This is a genomic window from Butyrivibrio fibrisolvens (genome assembly GCF_023206215.1).
Classification (GTDB): Bacteria; Bacillota; Clostridia; order Lachnospirales; family Lachnospiraceae; genus Butyrivibrio; species Butyrivibrio fibrisolvens_C.
Window position 1 is genome coordinate 2728037 of the sequence record NZ_CP065800.1, and the last position, 17619, is coordinate 2745655.

Sequence of the window (17619 nt, forward strand, 5' to 3'; positions counted from 1 at the left end):
CGGAATGTTACCTGTTCCTGCTGGATGCAGACTCCTTTCGATAAGCGGAAGGAGTCATTTTTGTGTGCTTTTTAAACTGGCGGATATAGTGCTCCGTGGTGTCATATCCAACAGCTTCAGCTATGGTGGCAACACTCATGGTAGAGTTGGCAAGAAGATCCTGACTCCGCTCTATTCGCACGGTCCTGAGGATCTCGGTGTAGGTCATGCCCGTCAGTTCTTTTATCAGCCTTGAAGTGTACTCGTTGGAATAATGGAATTTCTCGGAAAGGTCTGAGAGAGTTACCTCCTTGTAATTCTCCTGAATATACTGGATAAGGGCATATCGCTGTACATCTATGCGGCTGTCAAACAGCGGCATCTGAACTGATTCCGAGTAGTTCCTTATTATCAGATAAAAATCAAGAAGCAGGGTATTTGTAATGGCCTGGTAATGGTACTCCTGTCTGTTGAGGGATTCTGTCAGCATCCAGATAAAGGAAGTGGCTATGTCCTCATCGGAGCCTGTGTGGAACATGATGTAGTCGTTGGCTTTCTTGGCATATATATTATTCAGGAAAAAAGAACTGAGTATATTCGGGGTGTTCAGGAAGGAATAGAACATGGAATGTAAAGTATCCCTTCTAAGCATTATGTTTATGACTATGGTGTCGTCAAACACGCTGATGGAGTGTTTGATCCCGGGAGGAATAACACAGAAATCTCCCGTACGCATCTCGATGGTCCTTCCGGAGATAGTCTGGGAGCACTTGCCGTCATAGACATAGCTCAGCTCAAAAAAGGTATGACTGTGCTCGATGGCCGGTGAATATCTCTCGTGCTTCTGTACCACTATACTGTCATTATTTGACAGGTCGAAAAAGAAGGAATCTTCGAATACCTCTGGTATTGTCTCGGGCTTTTCCAGGATCAGAAGGTGTCTGTCTAGAACAAACTTCATATCAAGTCCATTAAGAAAAGCCTTCAGGCTGTCTTTGTCCATCCTGGCATAATAGTAGTCTCTGTAAAATTTCTCAACTTCAGTAATGTCGTATATGTGCTGCTTTACCGCTGTATGATCCATATCCTTAAGTCCCTTATATATCTGAAATGAACGTCTGATTAAAACAGCTAAATAATACCCCTAATGAAGGTGAATGTCAAAAAAGATCATATTAGTATCCGAAAAAGTAGATTTGCATCATAATAAGTCAATAAAATTGAGCGATTATATGAATTATGTAAAAGCCATTTGCTCAATATAATGAATCCATAAACAAGCAATGTCTCAGACAGAAAGGATTCATTGGTTATGAATACTCCGATTCTGGAAATGAAAAACATAACAAAAAAATTCGGAAGTGTGACTGCTCTAAACGGAGTAAACCTTGAGGTTTACCCTGGAGAGATAAGAGGTCTCATAGGTGAGAACGGTTCGGGCAAATCCACCATATCTTCCATCGCGGCGGGAATGCAGAAGGCAACCTCGGGGCAGATGTTGTATGAAGGAAAGGCCTGGGAACCCGAGAGCATGATCGATGCACTGAATAAAGGTATAGGAATGGTGGTTCAGGAGAGTGGAACAATAACAGGGATCACCGTTGCGGAAAATATATTTCTGGCAGAGATGAAGAAGTTTAAAAAGGGCCTCCTTGTGGATAGAAAAAGACTCTTCGAGGAAGCGGACAGAGCCCTTTCCAATATAGGAATAACCTCCATTTCCGGAAGAAATATGATGGACAGCCTTTCCTTCCAGGAGAGGAAGCTGGTGGAAATCGCCAAGGTCATACTTAAAAAGCCGAAGATCCTGGTGATAGATGAAACCAGCACGGCACTATCTCATGACGGAAGACAGATCATGTACGGCATCATGAAAAAGATGAAAAAAAAGGGCGGTTCAGTACTTTTTATCTCCCATGATCTTGAGGAAATAATGGAGGTCTGCGACACTCTGACAGTCCTTAGAGACGGTAATCTTATCAGGACCTTCGCTAAAGAGGAATTTGATGAAGAACTTATAAGGACCAGCATGATAGGAAGAGAGATAGAGGGCGATTACTACAGACCGGACTTTAACTGCAGCTTCCTTGATGAAGAAGCCATTGTGGTAAAGAATCTGTGCTTTAATGACAAGCTTAAGGATGTGTCTCTTACACTTCACCGGGGAGAGATCCTGGGAATCGGAGGACTTGCGGACTGCGGGATGCATGAGCTTGGAGAGGCTATATTCGGAGCGCTTAAACCCGAGAGCGGCGCAGTCATATCCCCGAAAGGGCGGCATATAAAGTCTCCCCACATCGCAATGACTGACAAGATAGGATATGTATCCAAAGACAGAGACAGAAAATCCCTTTGTCTTGAGGCCAGCATCAAGGACAATATCGCGATTGCGGGAATGAACATATTCAAATCTGGGGCGGGACTAATAACCAGGTCCGCGGAAAGGAAATATGTAGACGAGCAGATAGATGCCCTGAGGATCAAATGCTCGGGGAGGGATCAGGTAGTAGCACAGCTCTCCGGCGGCAACAAGCAAAAGGTAGTCTTTGGAAAATGGATAGGCTGCGGCAGTGAGATCCTGATACTGGATTGTCCCACGAGAGGTGTGGACATCGGTGTCAAACAGGCAATGTATCAGCTTATGTCAAAGCTTAAGAGCGAAGGAAAAGCTATTCTCATGATAAGCGAAGAACTTCCTGAACTCATTGGGATGAGCGACAGGGTCCTTATTATGAAGAACGGTGAAATAACAGGAGAATTTAAGCGAAGTAAAGATCTGTCCGAGAGCGACATCATAGGATGCATGATCTAGGAGGCAAAAGAAATGAATATAAAGAAAAACATAAACAGGCAGAATATCATAGCTCTTTTGCCCCTGGCGGCGCTTGCGGTGCTCTTTTTGGTCTTCTGCACCGTGGTGAATGCAAAGGGTTACAGACTTGATATGTATCTGAAGATCGTGTTCAATGAGGCGCTGGTTCTGGCGATCGTAGCGACGGGAGCAACCTTCATCTATACCCTTGGAACCTTTGATATCAGTCTTGGCGCTTCCACGCTGTTTTCGGCAACTCTCGGAGTAATGGTCTACAACAAAACAGAGAATATAGCGCTGATGATGGCGGTGATACTACTTACGGGAATTGTGTGCTCGCTGCTCAATTCGGTGCTGGCCTCAATCTTCCACATACCGGCCTTTGTAACCACGGTCGCGATGATGTCCGTACTGTCAGCTGTATCTGCGCAGATAATTACGGTAAACGGAGGAGCGCTGGGTGGGATAAGCATTCCCAGCAGCGTAGTAAAGCCCTTTGACAATATGCCCTTCAAGATAGCGGTTCTTTTGTTGTTCTTTGCAATCTCAGTCTTTGTATTCGAGTTCACAAAGGCAGGAAGAAGGATGAAGTTTGTGGGAGGGAATCCCCTCTGTGCCTATCTTACAGGCATCAAAGCCGACAAGTACACGATACTGGCTTTTGTTATGGCGGGTATCGGTATAGGACTCGGAGCATTCCTTACTCTTGTGTATACCCCTTCGGTCACTACGACAACGGCTTCAAGTATAGGAATGAATATCTTTATAGCTATAGTATTCGGAGGAATGCCAATATCGGGAGGCGCAAGATCCAGGATATACGCCGCACTGGTTGGAGGCTTCTCATATATGCTACTGAACGACATTCTGGAGATAGTGATTGATTCCAGTGCAGCATACGGAATAACACAGGTGATCAGCGCAGTTTTCTTCCTGATAGTGGTCTATATCACAGGAATGAATTACAAAACCGCACTATTGCCAAGATAAAGAACTTATGAAAACGGAGGAAAAAATATGAACAGGAAAGTAACAAAGGTACTCGGACTTGCCATGGCAGCAGCCATGACCGTAATGACAGGATGCGGCAGCAGCGCACCTGCTGCGGTTTCAGACAAGGCAGATAACAGCGCTGATAATGCGGTTGCAAGTGAAGCTTCCGCAGATCAGGGTGAAACTCGTAAGATCGGTGTACTTGTTGCAGACGTCAGCGGCGAGGAAGCACTTGGATTCAGAAACTACTACGAGAAATATATTCAGAACAACTACAATGTAACCTTTGATTATACAGATGCTCTTGCAAGTGCTGAGGATGAGAAGGCAGCCATCGAGAAGTTTGCATCAAAGGGATATGACGCCGTTATCTCGCTCTCCAGCAGTGACAGAGCTCAGCAGATCGAGACCTGTGAAGAGTATGGCATCTACTATGCGATTGCATCCGGCGTACTTGATGAGAGTCAGTATGAGACCTACAAGACTTATGAGCATTTTGTCGGCCAGGTTGGACCTTCAAACGAGACAGAGTTTGAAGCCGGCAAGGAGATGGGAAAGTACTTTAAGGATAAGGGAGTAAAGAGCGTTGCCATCTACGGAGCGTTTATCCCCAACCCCATGCACGTATACCGTGCAGCAGGTGTGATCGCCGGACTTGGTGATACCTACGGCGGAACAGATGATATGAACGGTATGATCGGACAGATATTCCAGGATCAGGGTGTTGATCTTACAAAGGTTTCGGGAGATGTTGAAGTGGTAGCTTACCTCCAGGGATATGGCGACACAACCACCGATGAGCTCAATGCAGCAATCCAGAAAGCTCCTGAGGCATTTATCTCAGTGGGAATGGCAACAACTTTCTTTGCTCAGACACTTAGCCAGGAGAACATCCCTTTCTCCGATATCGACTCTTTTACAGCCATGAACAGCGAATCAATGAAGAACGGCTCTCTTGAGTATCTTGCAGGCAAGTACTCTTCTTCCATCGGACCTGTATTCGCTTTGGTAATGGATGCGATTAACGGAAATGTTATAAGAGATCCCGAAGGAAATGCGGTCTCCTTTACTCAGGGCTATCTTGTGGCAACAGATGCAGAATCCTTTGACCAGTACTATGTAAACGACAACGGTGATACACCTATTTTTGACAAGGCAAGTCTTGATGGCATTATCGGTCAGGATGTTACCTATGATGATGTAAAGGCACTTATCGAGAGTAAGTGATGAATGGAGGCAGTTCATGAGCACCCTTAAGAAGATTTTAAAGACATTGGCAATCCCTGCGGCTGTGGCAGTGGTATTGGAAGGAATCTGCCTTGCAAACGGGCAGACCATCATATCGGGAGCAAAGAGCTTTGATAACTTTGTGGTGTATACAGCCATCGTTATGATCACCACCATGGCGCTCTCCATAAACTTAAACAGCGGAAGATTTGATTTTTCCCTGGGGGCAATGGCAGGACTTTCATCTGTGATAGGTGCGAAGATCACATACGTTTTTTTCAAAGGGGGCTCTGGTTCTGCACTTCTTATGCTGATAATAACGGTTCTTGCGGGAGCACTGCTGGGACTTATATCGGGAGCTTTGTACTGCGCTTTGAGGCTTCCGCCCATTATCGTCTCTCTTGGTGTGACCCTGGTATATGAGGGAATAATGTATACCATAACAGGCGGCAAATACCTTATGAGTGAGGTTCAGAACAGATCCATGTCAGGCTTTGTTGGAACCTGGCTTTACGCAGCTGTTATCATTGCGGCGGTTCTTATCTTTATGATCATTGTCTTTGAGCGGACCTCCTTCGGCTATGATTACAACGCCCTTAAGTCAGGGCAGAAGGTAGCAGTAGCCACCGGTATCAATGAGGTTAAAAACGCCCTTATCTGTTACACGATCTGCGGCGGCCTTATGGGACTTGTGGGTATGCTGAATGCCGCAAGAAATACCACTATAAACGGAGGTCAACTGAATTTCGGAAGTATAGCCATTATGTTCACGGCCTTCCTTCCGATGTTCATTGCAGGCTATATCGGAAGGTTCGGAAACGAGAAGGTGGGCTTTCTGCTTTCTGCCCTGTGTATGTCCCTTCTGAATTCCACCTTTGCGGTTTTCTCAAACCAGATAAATGCCACGACTCAGTCGATCATAAACGCAGTACTGCTGGTGATCTTCTTAATCTATTTAAACAATAATCATTTGATCAAGAGAATATTTGCACATGTATAACGAAAAATTATTACGGGAAGCGACAGCTCTTTTCCCTGAAATAAAGAAAAATAAGATAAACGAATGTAAGTGTATCGACTTAAAGAAGGATGGGGATGTCATAAAAAGAGATCCCCGTCCGGCATATGAGTCTATCGCACTGAAAAAAGACGACTCCATCATCCTGGATTTTGAGGATCACTATGTGGGGTACCTGTCCCTGGACCTTGGCTATGAGGGTGCGCACCCAGATTCACCGGTTCTTCTGAGAATCCGTTTTGCGGAAAGAGAGATCGAGCTTTTTGAGGATGCCTCAGAATATAAGGGCTGGGTCTCACCGGCCTGGATTGAGGAGGAGCTTATCCATGTGGACATAGTGCCGTCTGTTGTGGAACTGGACAGGAGATACTCCTTCAGATACGTGAGGATAGAGGTGGTTGATATCAGCTCCAGATTCTCCTTAAAGGTAAATGATGCAGCGATCACAGCAGTATCCTCTGCCCCGGATGAAGCTCTTTTGCCCTTCTACAGCAGTGATGAGCTGGACATGGAGATTGACAGGGTGGCTGTAAAAACACTCCATGACTGTATGCAGACAGTCTTTGAGGATGGCCCCAAAAGGGACAGAAGACTATGGATCGGAGACCTGCGAATTCAGGCTCTGGTGAACTATGTCACCTACAATATGAATGACATGGTAAAGTCAAATCTTTATCTGTTCGGGGCTCTGACCCAGGAGGACGGACGGGTGGGAGCATGTATCTTCCTTGATCCGAAACCTGAGGTCGATGACACGAACATGTTTGACTATTCCCTGTTCTTTATTGTGATACTTCTGGATTACTACAAAAAGACCGGGGATAAAAAAGCTGTGCTGGATCTTTTTGATGTATGCAAAAGACAGATTGAGCTGGCAAGGCAATGCCTGGATGAGCGGCATGTGGTAAGGGACTCGGATGTTCTTGGCTGGTGCTTTGTGGACTGGAATCTTGCCCTCAACAAACAGGCCTCCGCGCAGGGAATCTTCATGTATGCTCTTGAGGCAGCCATCGAGCTTGCCCAGTGCGTCGGAGACGTTCTTGCGGAGGAGGAATATGCGCAGCTTTATCTCAAACTCAAGGAAGCTTCCAACAGATTCCTTTATGATGTTGAAAAGAAGCTCTATGTAAGCGGAGCGGAAAGCCAGATCTCTTTTGCCTCGCAGATATGGATGGTGCTTGGAGGAGCAATGGAGGGTAAGGCAGCAGAGCGGCTCTTTGACAGAATGGAGGCCTGCCCTGAAGCAGTGACCATGGTGACTCCCTACATGTACCATAACTACATAGATGCGCTTATTAAAATTGGAAAAAAAGATGTGGCTCACAGGAAAATGTCAAAGTACTGGGGAGGAATGGTGGCAAATTCCGCCGATACCTTCTGGGAACTGTACAATCCGGAAAATCCCAACGAGTCGCCCTACGGTGGGACCATTGTGAACAGCTATTGCCATGCATGGAGCTGCGGACCGGCATATTTTCTGAGAACCTATTTTAATGATACAAAGGATGAATAAAGTTAGCTGTTTTAACAGCTATGTCATCGTTAATACCTTTAGCTTTAGCCCACAGCCTCGGCATCTTACGGTTGCCATACTGCTGGGCTTTTTTTATACGGTTTACAGCATGGTTCAAACTTTTGTGAATATAATATTGACATGAAGTGCTGTAATAGAGGACTTTTTCTGTTATATTAAGATATGAGCAGGGATAAGTGTATATCGTCCTATTGGATAATATATTTATTGAATAATATCCAGACGCCTGCTCATTTGCAGATATTTAGATGATAAGTTTTGCATTATACAACCAATAATATACAAGAAGGAGGAATTATATGACTATTAGCGAGAAACTTGATAAATTGTTTGAACAAGCAAAGTCTGATAATGATCTTAGAAATAAGCTTCTTAATACTAAAAGTTCAGCTAACCCGGTATCAGATTTCTGTTCTATTGCTGCGGAGTATGGTATTTTCATTAATGTAATGGATCTGATAAATGAAGGAGAAGAGTTTTATGCCGAGATTAAAAGAAGCACTAATGGCGGCGGTGAGAATTCTCCGGATCTTGACACCTGGAATGATGAGTATTCTGTGTTTATGATGAGGCTTGAGGCTATTAGTAATTAGTCTTACATTGGCGAGATTTTATGACGATGTAGATAAATTTATAGACAAGTAATTTGTTTAAATATGAATGAGCCAGTACACTAGCCTTGGTCATAGTAAGTTTGTTCTGATGATAGGATGTATACGCATGTGTTCTTGGGGATTCTTTATGCGTAGAAAAGCTATTATGCACTTTGTTTTTAATAATTCTTGATAAAGGAAAAATAGAAAAGAAATGATAAGAAATGATTTTTACCTGAAAATGTATCATAAAATGCGAGGTGTACTGCTTGCATGTGCAATCTTTTTTGAAGGTGTATTTGGAACTATAATGTGTGCATATATACAAGATTCGTCAGAAGTTGATCCCGTAGATTTGAAAATAGCGATATTTATATTTGTTTTTACAACACTGTATTGTTTATGGTTATTAGCAGTAGTTACTGAGACTATCACGGTTAAAGAACGTCATGTTATCATCAGATATCTTTTCTTCTATAAAAAGACAATTTCTATAGATAGTATTACGGAAGTATTCATTAATACCATTAATGGTAGAAACGGTGTAATATGCAATCAATTAGGAATATATGTAGATGGGAAGAGAGTTGTTCTGCCTATGCAGCCAGACCATAGATGGAAAGGGTACGATGAATGGGTTGCGTTTCTCTCTGCACTGGGACATGCGCCTATAGTATTTGAAGAAGATACCAATGAAATCTGGCCATTTGGCATTCTGGGGCGAAGAAAAATATCTGATGATAAAGACGATTGATAACGATTATAGAAAAAATAATACAAAAAAGGATACATACCAATAATGCATAAAGCATTACATAGAAGTTCTTATAGAAAAATTACATAAAACATTAAATAATAACCTAAAAAGAACATAGGGAGGCAGTATAGCAAAATGACTAGAAAGTATAGAATTGGTAATCCCATTGAGACAGACTCTGTTGTGCAGGATATCGAGGTTACCAAAGGGGAGATTCCATTTTTTAAGAAAGATGATGAAGAGGGGATGCTTTCAATATCTATGTCCAAGAAGGATATGGTCTTTGGACTTGGGGAGACAGTCCGTGGTATCAACAAAAGGGGCTGGATCTATACAAGCTTTAATTCAGACGATCCCAATCATACAGAGGACAAGAGGTCTTTGTACGCATCACAGAACTTCCTGATCATAACATCTGATGACAGATCACTTGGAGTCTATGTCGATACACCCGGAAGAGTTACATTTGATATAGGTTATAGTCAGCAGGACCAGCTTGTAATATCTTTTGAAGATTTCGATGCAGATATCTATCTGATAGAAGCTGAAGAATCTGAAGCTTCTTTATCCAGATCAGAAAGTCTTAAGAATATAGTCAAAGAGTTCAGGCACCTCATTGGCAGAAGCTACATCCCTCCATACTGGGCATTTGGCTTTGGTCAGAGCAGGTGGAGCTATTATACAGAAGATGAAGTCAGGGAAGTAGCTGATAAGTATGACGAGCTTGGCATTCCTCTTGATATGATCTACCTTGATATTGACTATATGGAGAGATACAAGGACTTTACTGTAGATGACAAGGCTTTCCCGAATTTCCCGGATTTTGTTAATGAGATGAAGAATAGAGGCATCCACCTTGTCCCTATCATAGATGCGGGCGTCAAGATTGAAGACGGGTATGATGTCTACGAAGAAGGCGTAGCAGGAGATTTTTTTGTCAAAAAAGATAATGGAGAAAATCTGGTAGCAGCTGTATGGCCTGGACAGGTTCACTTCCCGGACTTTCTTAATGATAAGGCAAGAGAGTGGTTTGGCAACAAGTATAAAGTCCTTCTGGAACAGGGAATTGACGGCTTCTGGAATGATATGAACGAGCCTGCCATATTCTATACGCAGGATCATCTTAAGGAAGTATTTGATGCTATAGAGGATTATAAAGGCAAGAATCTTGATATAAAGTCATTTTTTGCTTTCAAGGATCTTGTGGGATCTATCGACAATAATGAAGCTGATTACAAGAGGTTCTATCATGAATACAAAGGCATGAAGATAAGGCATGACAAAGTCCACAACCTCTTTGGTTATAACATGACAAGGGCTGCCGGTGAAGCTTTTGAGAGATTATCTCCTGACAAAAGAATCCTTATGTTCTCCAGATCCTCATATATAGGAATGCACAGATATGGCGGTATTTGGTGTGGTGACAATAAGTCCTGGTGGTCACACCTTCTTCTTAATATACAGCAGATGCCGGCTCTGTCTATGTGCGGCTTCTTGTATTCAGGTGCTGATGTATGCGGATTTGGTGCAGATACTACTGAGGATCTTGCTATCAGATGGATATCTTTTGGCATATTCACACCTCTTTTCAGGAATCATGCTGCGGCAGGGACTAGGTATCAGGAACTATACCGATTTGAATCAAAAGATACTTTTAAGAAACTAATAGATCTTCGATATGCTCTTATTCCATATCTGTATTCAGAATTCATGAAGGCTGCTCTTAACTATGAGATGCTCTTTAAGCCTCTGTGCTTTGAATATGATGATGACAGGAGCAGGGAAGTAGAAGATCAGCTCCTTGTAGGAGACAGTATCATGATAGCTCCTGTATACAAACAGAATACTACAGGCAGATACGTATACCTTCCGGAAGATATGAAGATGATCCGCTTCAGGGCATATGATGATTATGATGAGGAAGTCCTTCCTAAGGGAGATCATTATCTTAGAGCAGATCTTGGAGAAGTGCTGGTATTTATAAGAAAAGGACGAGTTCTTCCTATCACAGAGCCTGCAAACAGGACAGGAGCTCTTACTACAGATAACCTTACATATATATGTTACGAGGCAGATGCTAAGAGCTATGATATGTATACAGATGACGGTATAACAAGAATATAAGTAAAGAATATAACTTTGGTAAAAATCTGATTATATCAAGAATTGATATCAGGATTTTAAAGCGGTAAGAAAACGTTCTGCAATATCTTTATCTGCAGAATCCTTCCGGTATATACCGTAAATGTCCCACGTATAGGCATCTTTTAGATTTACGGCACGGATATTATCATTGTCCTTTAGGAATCTTGGAGATATACCAATTCCTATGCAGTTCTCTACAAGCTTGTACATGGCTTCACCTTCTTCAACGGTTGCAGCTATGTGCGGCTTGAAATCGCACATGTGGCAGGCATTAACAACATCATAGTATAAGTGATGCTTCTCGTTCATTAGAATAAGATTTTCATCACGAAGTTCTTTGATTTCAAGTGTGTTCTTTTCCCAGAATCTATGCATCTTGTGGATGTATACTACTAAATCAAGGGACTGAACCAAAGTGGCAGTGATATTGCTCTGCGCGGGCTTACCTACTACAAAACCAAAGCTGATCTCATCATTAAGTACCTGGTCTATGACTTTGGCATTTTCATACTCTGACCAGCTTCCAAGGATCTCAGGGTTTTCTTCCATGAAACTTTTGACCTTTGGGATATCAATAGCACGTATAGTTCCTGCTGCGAATCCTACTTTGAACCTCTTTTCTTTATCACCTATTGATTCGATGGACTGGAACATGTCGTTAAGACTTTGAACTATGACCTTGGACTTCTCATAGAAGACTTTGCCGCTTTCTGTAGGCACAAAGCCTTCTTTAGAGCGCACAAATAAAGCAGCTCCGCATTCATCTTCAAGGCTCTTTATGATCTTGCTAAGTCCCTGAGGAGACAGGAAGAGCTTACCTGCTGCTATCTGAAGGTTTCTTTCTTCATATACTGTTTGAAAACATTTTAAATTTCGAGTATTCATAGGTTTATTGTAACATAAAAACAGGCGTTCGTTTTGCTTATTGGTAATAGTGCTAACTAAAGTACCATGATTTGTTAACACTAAAATACCGTGTTCTGTTAACACAGGCACCTCTTGACATAATACCTGTATTTGCTATTGCTAAGATTTTATCTGCCAGCTCTAAATTCACGAGGAGACTTTCCGATGTGTTTATGGAATAATCTGCTAAAGTATAGGGCGTTATCGTAGCCAACGCTCATTGCTATGTCGTTAATGGTGTAATCTGTTTCTACTAATAATCTCTTGGCGGTAGAAAGTCTTATATCAAGAACATATTGAAGCGGTGTAACACCAGTGAAGACTTTAAACTTATGGAAGAAAGAATTCTTGCTAAGATTATTGTCTTTTAAATACTGTTCTATACAAATCTGATCATGATAGTGTTCGTGAAAATAATCCATAGCATGTTCTATCTCAAGGCGAACTGTAGCAGGTATGCTCAGTTCCCTTTTTTCATGTATTCTTCCCATTAAAATAATGATCTGCATAAAAAGAAGTGCTGAATCCGTGTCATAATGAGGCCTTTTAAGCTGGAGTTCCAATATGATCTTGTTAAAGAGGCGTATATAATCGCTACTTACACCGACGGATAAAGTTCTATCGTCAGGATTAAGTCCATATTTTTTTAGTAGATATTCAAGATCAGCTCCGGAGAAATGAATCCAGTAAATAAGCGGCTCATCATCGCCATAATATATGTAGTTCTGAGTTTCATTGGGACGATATATCACAATGTTACCTGCAGGCACGACAATAGGTGAACTTTCATCGAAAATAAAATGCCCGCAGCCGGAATGGATATATATGAGCTGGTAGTCAAGTCGCCCTTTTGGTCTGAATGTAGGCATTTCCTTTTTGGTAATGAGCTTATATGTACCGCAGCTGTTGATCCACAACGGAACGCTTTTGTTTATATATCCTTCCTGTATATCTTCCTGATAATTTCCATAGTTTATATACATTTTAAATACCTCGAACGGTAAGAATGTGCATATATTATACATCTTTGTTTATGTTTTTTGTGAGATGCAATTGATAAAATGACGTAAAAGATCAAGAAACATATAGATTCAGGTCTTATCAAAATCCATATGTTTTTGCTGAATTTAATTGGGTTTAAGGGAGGTTAAACATGAAAAGAAGAGTAGGTTCACTTTTTATAGCAGCTATCCTGGGAATAAGCGCTATAAGCGGATGCGGCAAAAGCGGTACTGTGGCAGATGCTAAGACAGATTCAGGTCAGGCGTCTACGCAGGATAGTAATGGAAATAATGTTGCTGACATTGCAGGTAAAAATGAGGAGGCAGAAGTGACAGAAAGCCAAAATACTGACGTGACAGAAGTAAATACTGAAGTATCGGGAAGTAGCGATACTGAAGATGAAACATGGAAGGCGGCAATAGAGGGACTTTCTGATGATTTTATTTTCGGAATGGACGCTTCTTCACTTCTGGTGGAAGAAAATAGCGGTGTAAAATATTACGATTTTAATGGAAATGAGCAGGATCCCCTAAAGACCTTTGCAGATTCAGGAATAAACTATATCCGACTTCGTGTATGGAATGATCCTTATGATGAGAATGGAAATGGATACGGAGGTGGCAATAATGATCTTCCTACTGCAATAGAACTTGGATCAAGAGCCACTGAATATGGAATGAGAGTTATGATCGATTTTCACTATTCTGATTTTTGGGCTGATCCCAAAAGGCAGCATGCTCCAAAAGCATGGGAAGGAATGAGTGTAGATGAAAAGGCGTCGGCCCTTTATGATTACACCAAGGATAGCCTGACTCAGCTCCTTGATGCGGGAGTTGATGTAGGTATGATACAGATTGGAAATGAGATCAATTATGGAATGGCTGGAGAATATAACCAGGATAATGTAATAGAGCTCTTAAAATCCGGAAGTAAGGCCATCCGTGAAGTATCTGAAGAGTATGGCAGGGATATTGATATAGTGGTTCACTATACAAGAATTACAAGTAAAGGTGATGTCCTTGATCTTGTTGAAAGTCTTGTTGATGCACAACTTGATTTCGATATGATAGGAATGAGCTATTATCCTTTCTGGGATGGAGGAATGGATAATATGAGCCGTGTTCTTGAACTTATTCAGGAGCGTTATGAAAAAAAGGTATTTCTTGCAGAAACATCCTATTGTTATACAACAGAAGATAGCGATGGTTCAGGTAACAGTCTGACAGAAAGTGATCTTGTAAATGGATATCCTGCAACGCCACAGGGACAGGCATCTATAATTCATGATATATGCCAGCATGTAAGTGATGTTGGAGGAATAGGAGTTTTCTACTGGGAAGGAGCATGGATACCTGTTGGACCTGCCAGTGCTGATAACTCATCTATTTGGGAAAAATATGGAAGCGGATGGGCCAGTAGTTTCGCATCAGACTATGATCCGGAAGATGCAGGTGTTTATTATGGTGGATGTTCATGGGATAACCAGGCATTCTTTGACTTCGAAGGGCATCCGCTGGAATCTATAAATGTATTTAATTATATGAGATATGGCGAAAAATAGAATATAGAAATATGGGTACAAAAATAGAAATACAGGGTTCATTTTTGAACTCCGTATTTCTATTTTTATTAAAAGTTGAGTATGTAATTTAAAGTATAAACTCATACATAAATATAAAGTGACAAAATATTGCAGATATGTGGAGCTGCCTGTTTAAAAGAGAATTTCCTGAATATGAGTTTCACATTGGAATAGGTTATAATGATGGGGACACAACAATAAGATATCATAGATATAGAAGAAGAGGGGACGATACTTGTAGAAGATGATCTGAACGGCTATAAGAGCGAAGCGATAGCAGTAATCGTAGTTTCAAGCTGAAGGGAGATTATGACAATATGGAAGAAAATATAGAACTCTGCCTTGTATCGGACAAAGAGATACATAATGATATCCTGCAAGCATTACTTAAATACATAAATCCGGAATACTATATTGATTCTATACAAGCTATGGATGACTGGACTTATAGCAATCTGGTTGATATCGATGATATTAATCTTGTTGATGACTATATAGCATTAAATAGGATTGTTACCATAACATGTAGTGACTATTTTATGAACCGTGTTGGTGTGTCTGTTGAGAAAAAGAAAGATAAATATCATTACGATGGATGGTTTAAACTATCTGATGAATGTAGCGAGGAAAAATACGCAAGAATACTGGAGGAGCTGGAGGCTGTAGTCAAAGAAATGAATCCTGATATATGCGCCATAGGGCGTGAAATGTATGTTGATCTTGATCTTCCGGTTAATGAGATTAAGTCGGATGCTTCCGGAGTGGATATATGGATCAGTAAAACCTAGGTTCTATCTTACTCAATAAAGTGATCGGTGTAGACATAGAGAATGGTCGGTATCTTCTGCCGACCATCTTTTCTTTCGTAATTGATAAACTTATAGGAGGTTTGGAAGATTGAGAGCGAGATCATAAACGTAAACATTTTCTGGTAAAAAACTCAATTGACTTGAATATGAAGTTAATGATAATAATAGAAGATAGAGTATTCCAAAGGAGAGTTGATTATGGGATTATTTGATTTGTTTAAAAAGAAACGTAACGTGAGCTTTGCGGAAATAGATTCAATTGAAAAGGCAAAAGAGGAATGCAGAAAAGGCAATCTGGAGAGGATGCACATCATGTCTCCGATCTTTGGTGGATCAGATGATGATTCAAATATTCTGTATGTACCTATAGGGATTAACAGAATCAAAGAAGGCTATGACGATATTCTTGCGGAACTCGTAAAACAAGGAAAAGCGCGATCATTTGATTGTACACCTGAGTATAAGGGAAATAGCGCAATACCAAGTAAGATTACTATCACTTCAGGTAAAGATGGAGTGGAAGTGTTCAAGCAAACCATCAATGTATGGTGATTCCGATAAATCTGAATCCAAGGCTTTCTGAATATCAGCTTTTGCTTGATGTTTAGCTTCAAGATAAAAACGAAATATTGATTATTAATTGACAATAACTTACACTAAATAATGGAACTATTTTTCTCATTTTTTCAAAATCGAAGTTAAGTGTGAGGAAACTATATGGGTAATAACAGGATGCGTAAGTTATTGTCAATAACCATGTCTATGTTCATGGCGTGTTCTCTTACTACAGGCTGTGGCAAGTTGTTAACAAGAGGCGGTGGTGCAGATTCTGATGATACCAGCGTATCTGATTCCACTACAAAAGATTCTGAAGCTAATCTATCTGAAAACAAATCTATAGGATCTGAGGAAGTTCCAAAAGCTGATGGAACATCAGATCCTTCTGATAATATCCCGATTCTTTTACTTCATACAGATTCCGACTACGCTGTGAACAGCAAGAATAATCCGGCGATCCATGTTAATTATAACTATCTGACTCTGGACAAAGAATATGCCCAAAGACATGAAGCTCTTGATAAAGCACTTAAAAGTGCAAATGAAGAGATATTAGCGCTTGAAAGCGAATGTTTTGACCAAGCTAAGGAAGATTTATCAGGAAGCGATGATTATACATTTGATGCTAATTACTATACATTCTTTAGAAGAGCTGATTGCAAATATTTTAGTTTTATAAATGAATGTTGTACTTTCGGTACATTTGACTTTGACTATTATTCATTCATAGCCCATTCTTACTACGTAGAAAGTGGTAAGGAGATAGAACTTTCTGACATTGTGGCAGATGAAGATGCTTTTTATGCCATTCTATCTGAGAAGGTCAAAGCCGTCGTAGATGATGATCTCTTTATTTATATGGGCGAATATTCAAACAAGGACGCAGAGGATTTTGTAAAAGAGATCAAAGATAGCCTTGAAGACGGCAAATGTTCTTTTACTCTGGACCCTCAGGGCGTAACTTTCTGGTTTGATTCTAATGTATTTTCACCTATGTGCGCCAGCGCTACAGTTTTATTCTGTGAAGATGCAGACAATACTATTTTTAACGAAGAGTTTTCAAAAGATATACCTGATGAATGGGTCATGCAGATGCCTACAGGAGATCGGACCTATTTTGATGCAAATGGCGATGGAGAAGAAAATAGCGTAATAGCATCAGTTACATATAGTTTTAACACCGGCGGTGAGTACGAGTATTTGTACGTTTCAGGATTTCATTTGGCATACGAAGAAGACAGCAAGTCATATAGCCCTGAATATGAAGGCAGCGCCAGCGATTACAATTTTTTCCTATATCATAAGGGTGATAAAAATCTGATCATCGAAGACCATGACGAATTCGGTTATGGGGAGATGAGCTGTTATATTCTTGAAGATGGAAGGATAAAAGATGGTGATGGCATAAACGCAGGACTTGCCTATTCATGGGATAATGCAGAAGATTCTGAAGATATTGCACCGGTATTCCTTCCTGTAAATATGAATAAAGTTTTGGTAATAGAAGAAGTCGGCGGCGAAGAAGGAGAGTCGATCGCTTGTTATTTAAGCGTTTCTGAAGATGGTAAACTTACTCTTACTGAAATAGATGAAGATGGTGACGAAGATAGTGAAGAAGCAGATAATAAAGGTGGCAAGTCTGATGATAAAGAAGTATATGGAGTGAGGTTGTCGAGGGGATTCCTGCGGGCTGACAGTTTATAA

The 17619-nt window shown here is 41.0% G+C and carries 15 protein-coding genes; 12 read left to right on the forward strand and 3 right to left on the reverse strand.

The features are described 5' to 3' along the window. Positions 1-7 precede the first annotated feature (7 nt). On the reverse strand, positions 8-1063 hold the full coding sequence (locus tag I7804_RS11255; protein WP_248403527.1) for an AraC family transcriptional regulator: 1056 nt from the start codon (positions 1061-1063) through the stop codon (positions 8-10). A gap of 228 nt (positions 1064-1291) precedes the next feature. On the opposite strand from I7804_RS11255, the gene I7804_RS11260 reads away from it, so the two are divergent. The 8 genes from I7804_RS11260 (at position 1292) to I7804_RS11295 (ending at position 11037) form a co-directional block, all read left to right on the forward strand. Then, on the forward strand, positions 1292-2791 hold the full coding sequence (locus tag I7804_RS11260) for a sugar ABC transporter ATP-binding protein (RefSeq protein ID WP_248403529.1): 1500 nt from the start codon (positions 1292-1294) through the stop codon (positions 2789-2791). 12 nt (positions 2792-2803) lie between these two features. Then, complete coding sequence (locus I7804_RS11265; protein ID WP_248403531.1) at positions 2804-3781, forward strand: ABC transporter permease subunit; 978 nt, start codon at positions 2804-2806, stop codon at positions 3779-3781. 27 nt (positions 3782-3808) lie between these two features. Next, a complete protein-coding gene (locus I7804_RS11270; protein WP_248403532.1) occupies positions 3809-5011 on the forward strand; it encodes a substrate-binding domain-containing protein in 1203 nt (400 codons plus the stop codon). Between the two features lie 16 nt (positions 5012-5027). Further along, positions 5028-6011 (forward strand): ABC transporter permease, encoded by a 984-nt coding sequence (locus I7804_RS11275; RefSeq protein WP_248403534.1) that lies wholly within the window; start codon positions 5028-5030, stop codon positions 6009-6011. Further along, a complete protein-coding gene (locus tag I7804_RS11280) occupies positions 6004-7542 on the forward strand; it encodes a hypothetical protein (RefSeq protein WP_248403536.1) in 1539 nt (512 codons plus the stop codon). The genes I7804_RS11275 and I7804_RS11280 overlap by 8 nt, the downstream gene beginning before the upstream one ends. A gap of 320 nt (positions 7543-7862) precedes the next feature. Then, complete coding sequence (locus I7804_RS11285; protein WP_248403537.1) at positions 7863-8156, forward strand: Nif11-like leader peptide family natural product precursor; 294 nt, start codon at positions 7863-7865, stop codon at positions 8154-8156. A 253-nt stretch (positions 8157-8409) separates the two neighbouring features. Further along, complete coding sequence (locus I7804_RS11290) at positions 8410-8910, forward strand: hypothetical protein (RefSeq protein WP_248403538.1); 501 nt, start codon at positions 8410-8412, stop codon at positions 8908-8910. A 138-nt stretch (positions 8911-9048) separates the two neighbouring features. Next, entirely contained in the window at positions 9049-11037 is a 1989-nt protein-coding gene (locus I7804_RS11295; RefSeq protein WP_248403539.1) for a TIM-barrel domain-containing protein, read from the forward strand. A 48-nt stretch (positions 11038-11085) separates the two neighbouring features. On the opposite strand, the gene I7804_RS11300 is transcribed toward I7804_RS11295, so the two are convergent. Then, positions 11086-11943, reverse strand: coding sequence for a LysR family transcriptional regulator (locus tag I7804_RS11300; protein WP_248403541.1), 858 nt, complete (start codon positions 11941-11943; stop codon positions 11086-11088). 149 nt (positions 11944-12092) lie between these two features. Continuing rightward, positions 12093-12947: a helix-turn-helix transcriptional regulator gene (locus I7804_RS11305; RefSeq protein WP_248403543.1), complete on the reverse strand. Its 855-nt coding sequence runs from the start codon at positions 12945-12947 to the stop codon at positions 12093-12095. Between the two features lie 170 nt (positions 12948-13117). On the opposite strand from I7804_RS11305, the gene I7804_RS11310 reads away from it, so the two are divergent. The 4 genes from I7804_RS11310 (at position 13118) to I7804_RS11325 (ending at position 17619) form a co-directional block, all read left to right on the forward strand. Next, positions 13118-14527, forward strand: coding sequence for a glycoside hydrolase family 53 protein (locus tag I7804_RS11310; RefSeq protein ID WP_248403544.1), 1410 nt, complete (start codon positions 13118-13120; stop codon positions 14525-14527). A gap of 338 nt (positions 14528-14865) precedes the next feature. Then, the gene (locus I7804_RS11315) at positions 14866-15336 is read left to right on the forward strand and encodes a hypothetical protein (RefSeq protein ID WP_248403546.1); all 471 of its coding nucleotides are present in this window, start codon (positions 14866-14868) and stop codon (positions 15334-15336) included. 219 nt (positions 15337-15555) lie between these two features. Continuing rightward, the gene (locus tag I7804_RS11320) at positions 15556-15909 is read left to right on the forward strand and encodes a DNA/RNA non-specific endonuclease (protein ID WP_248403547.1); all 354 of its coding nucleotides are present in this window, start codon (positions 15556-15558) and stop codon (positions 15907-15909) included. A gap of 165 nt (positions 15910-16074) precedes the next feature. Further along, complete coding sequence (locus tag I7804_RS11325; protein ID WP_248403549.1) at positions 16075-17619, forward strand: hypothetical protein; 1545 nt, start codon at positions 16075-16077, stop codon at positions 17617-17619.

Excerpts from the sequence above, each read along its gene's own strand:
- I7804_RS11320 (WP_248403547.1), top strand. The coding sequence starts at position 15,556 with ATGGGATTATTTGATTTGTTTAAAAAGAAACGTAACGTGAGCTTTGCG.
- I7804_RS11305 (WP_248403543.1), bottom strand. The coding sequence starts at position 12,947 with ATGTATATAAACTATGGAAATTATCAGGAAGATATACAGGAAGGATAT.
- I7804_RS11280 (WP_248403536.1), top strand. The coding sequence starts at position 6,004 with ATGTATAACGAAAAATTATTACGGGAAGCGACAGCTCTTTTCCCTGAA.
- I7804_RS11285 (WP_248403537.1), top strand. The coding sequence starts at position 7,863 with ATGACTATTAGCGAGAAACTTGATAAATTGTTTGAACAAGCAAAGTCT.
- I7804_RS11290 (WP_248403538.1), top strand. The coding sequence starts at position 8,410 with ATGCGAGGTGTACTGCTTGCATGTGCAATCTTTTTTGAAGGTGTATTT.
- I7804_RS11310 (WP_248403544.1), top strand. The coding sequence starts at position 13,118 with ATGAAAAGAAGAGTAGGTTCACTTTTTATAGCAGCTATCCTGGGAATA.
- I7804_RS11295 (WP_248403539.1), top strand. The coding sequence starts at position 9,049 with ATGACTAGAAAGTATAGAATTGGTAATCCCATTGAGACAGACTCTGTT.
- I7804_RS11325 (WP_248403549.1), top strand. The coding sequence starts at position 16,075 with ATGGGTAATAACAGGATGCGTAAGTTATTGTCAATAACCATGTCTATG.
- I7804_RS11275 (WP_248403534.1), top strand. The coding sequence starts at position 5,028 with ATGAGCACCCTTAAGAAGATTTTAAAGACATTGGCAATCCCTGCGGCT.
- I7804_RS11270 (WP_248403532.1), top strand. The coding sequence starts at position 3,809 with ATGAACAGGAAAGTAACAAAGGTACTCGGACTTGCCATGGCAGCAGCC.
- I7804_RS11265 (WP_248403531.1), top strand. The coding sequence starts at position 2,804 with ATGAATATAAAGAAAAACATAAACAGGCAGAATATCATAGCTCTTTTG.
- I7804_RS11315 (WP_248403546.1), top strand. The coding sequence starts at position 14,866 with ATGGAAGAAAATATAGAACTCTGCCTTGTATCGGACAAAGAGATACAT.
- I7804_RS11260 (WP_248403529.1), top strand. The coding sequence starts at position 1,292 with ATGAATACTCCGATTCTGGAAATGAAAAACATAACAAAAAAATTCGGA.
- I7804_RS11255 (WP_248403527.1), bottom strand. The coding sequence starts at position 1,063 with ATGGATCATACAGCGGTAAAGCAGCACATATACGACATTACTGAAGTT.
- I7804_RS11300 (WP_248403541.1), bottom strand. The coding sequence starts at position 11,943 with ATGAATACTCGAAATTTAAAATGTTTTCAAACAGTATATGAAGAAAGA.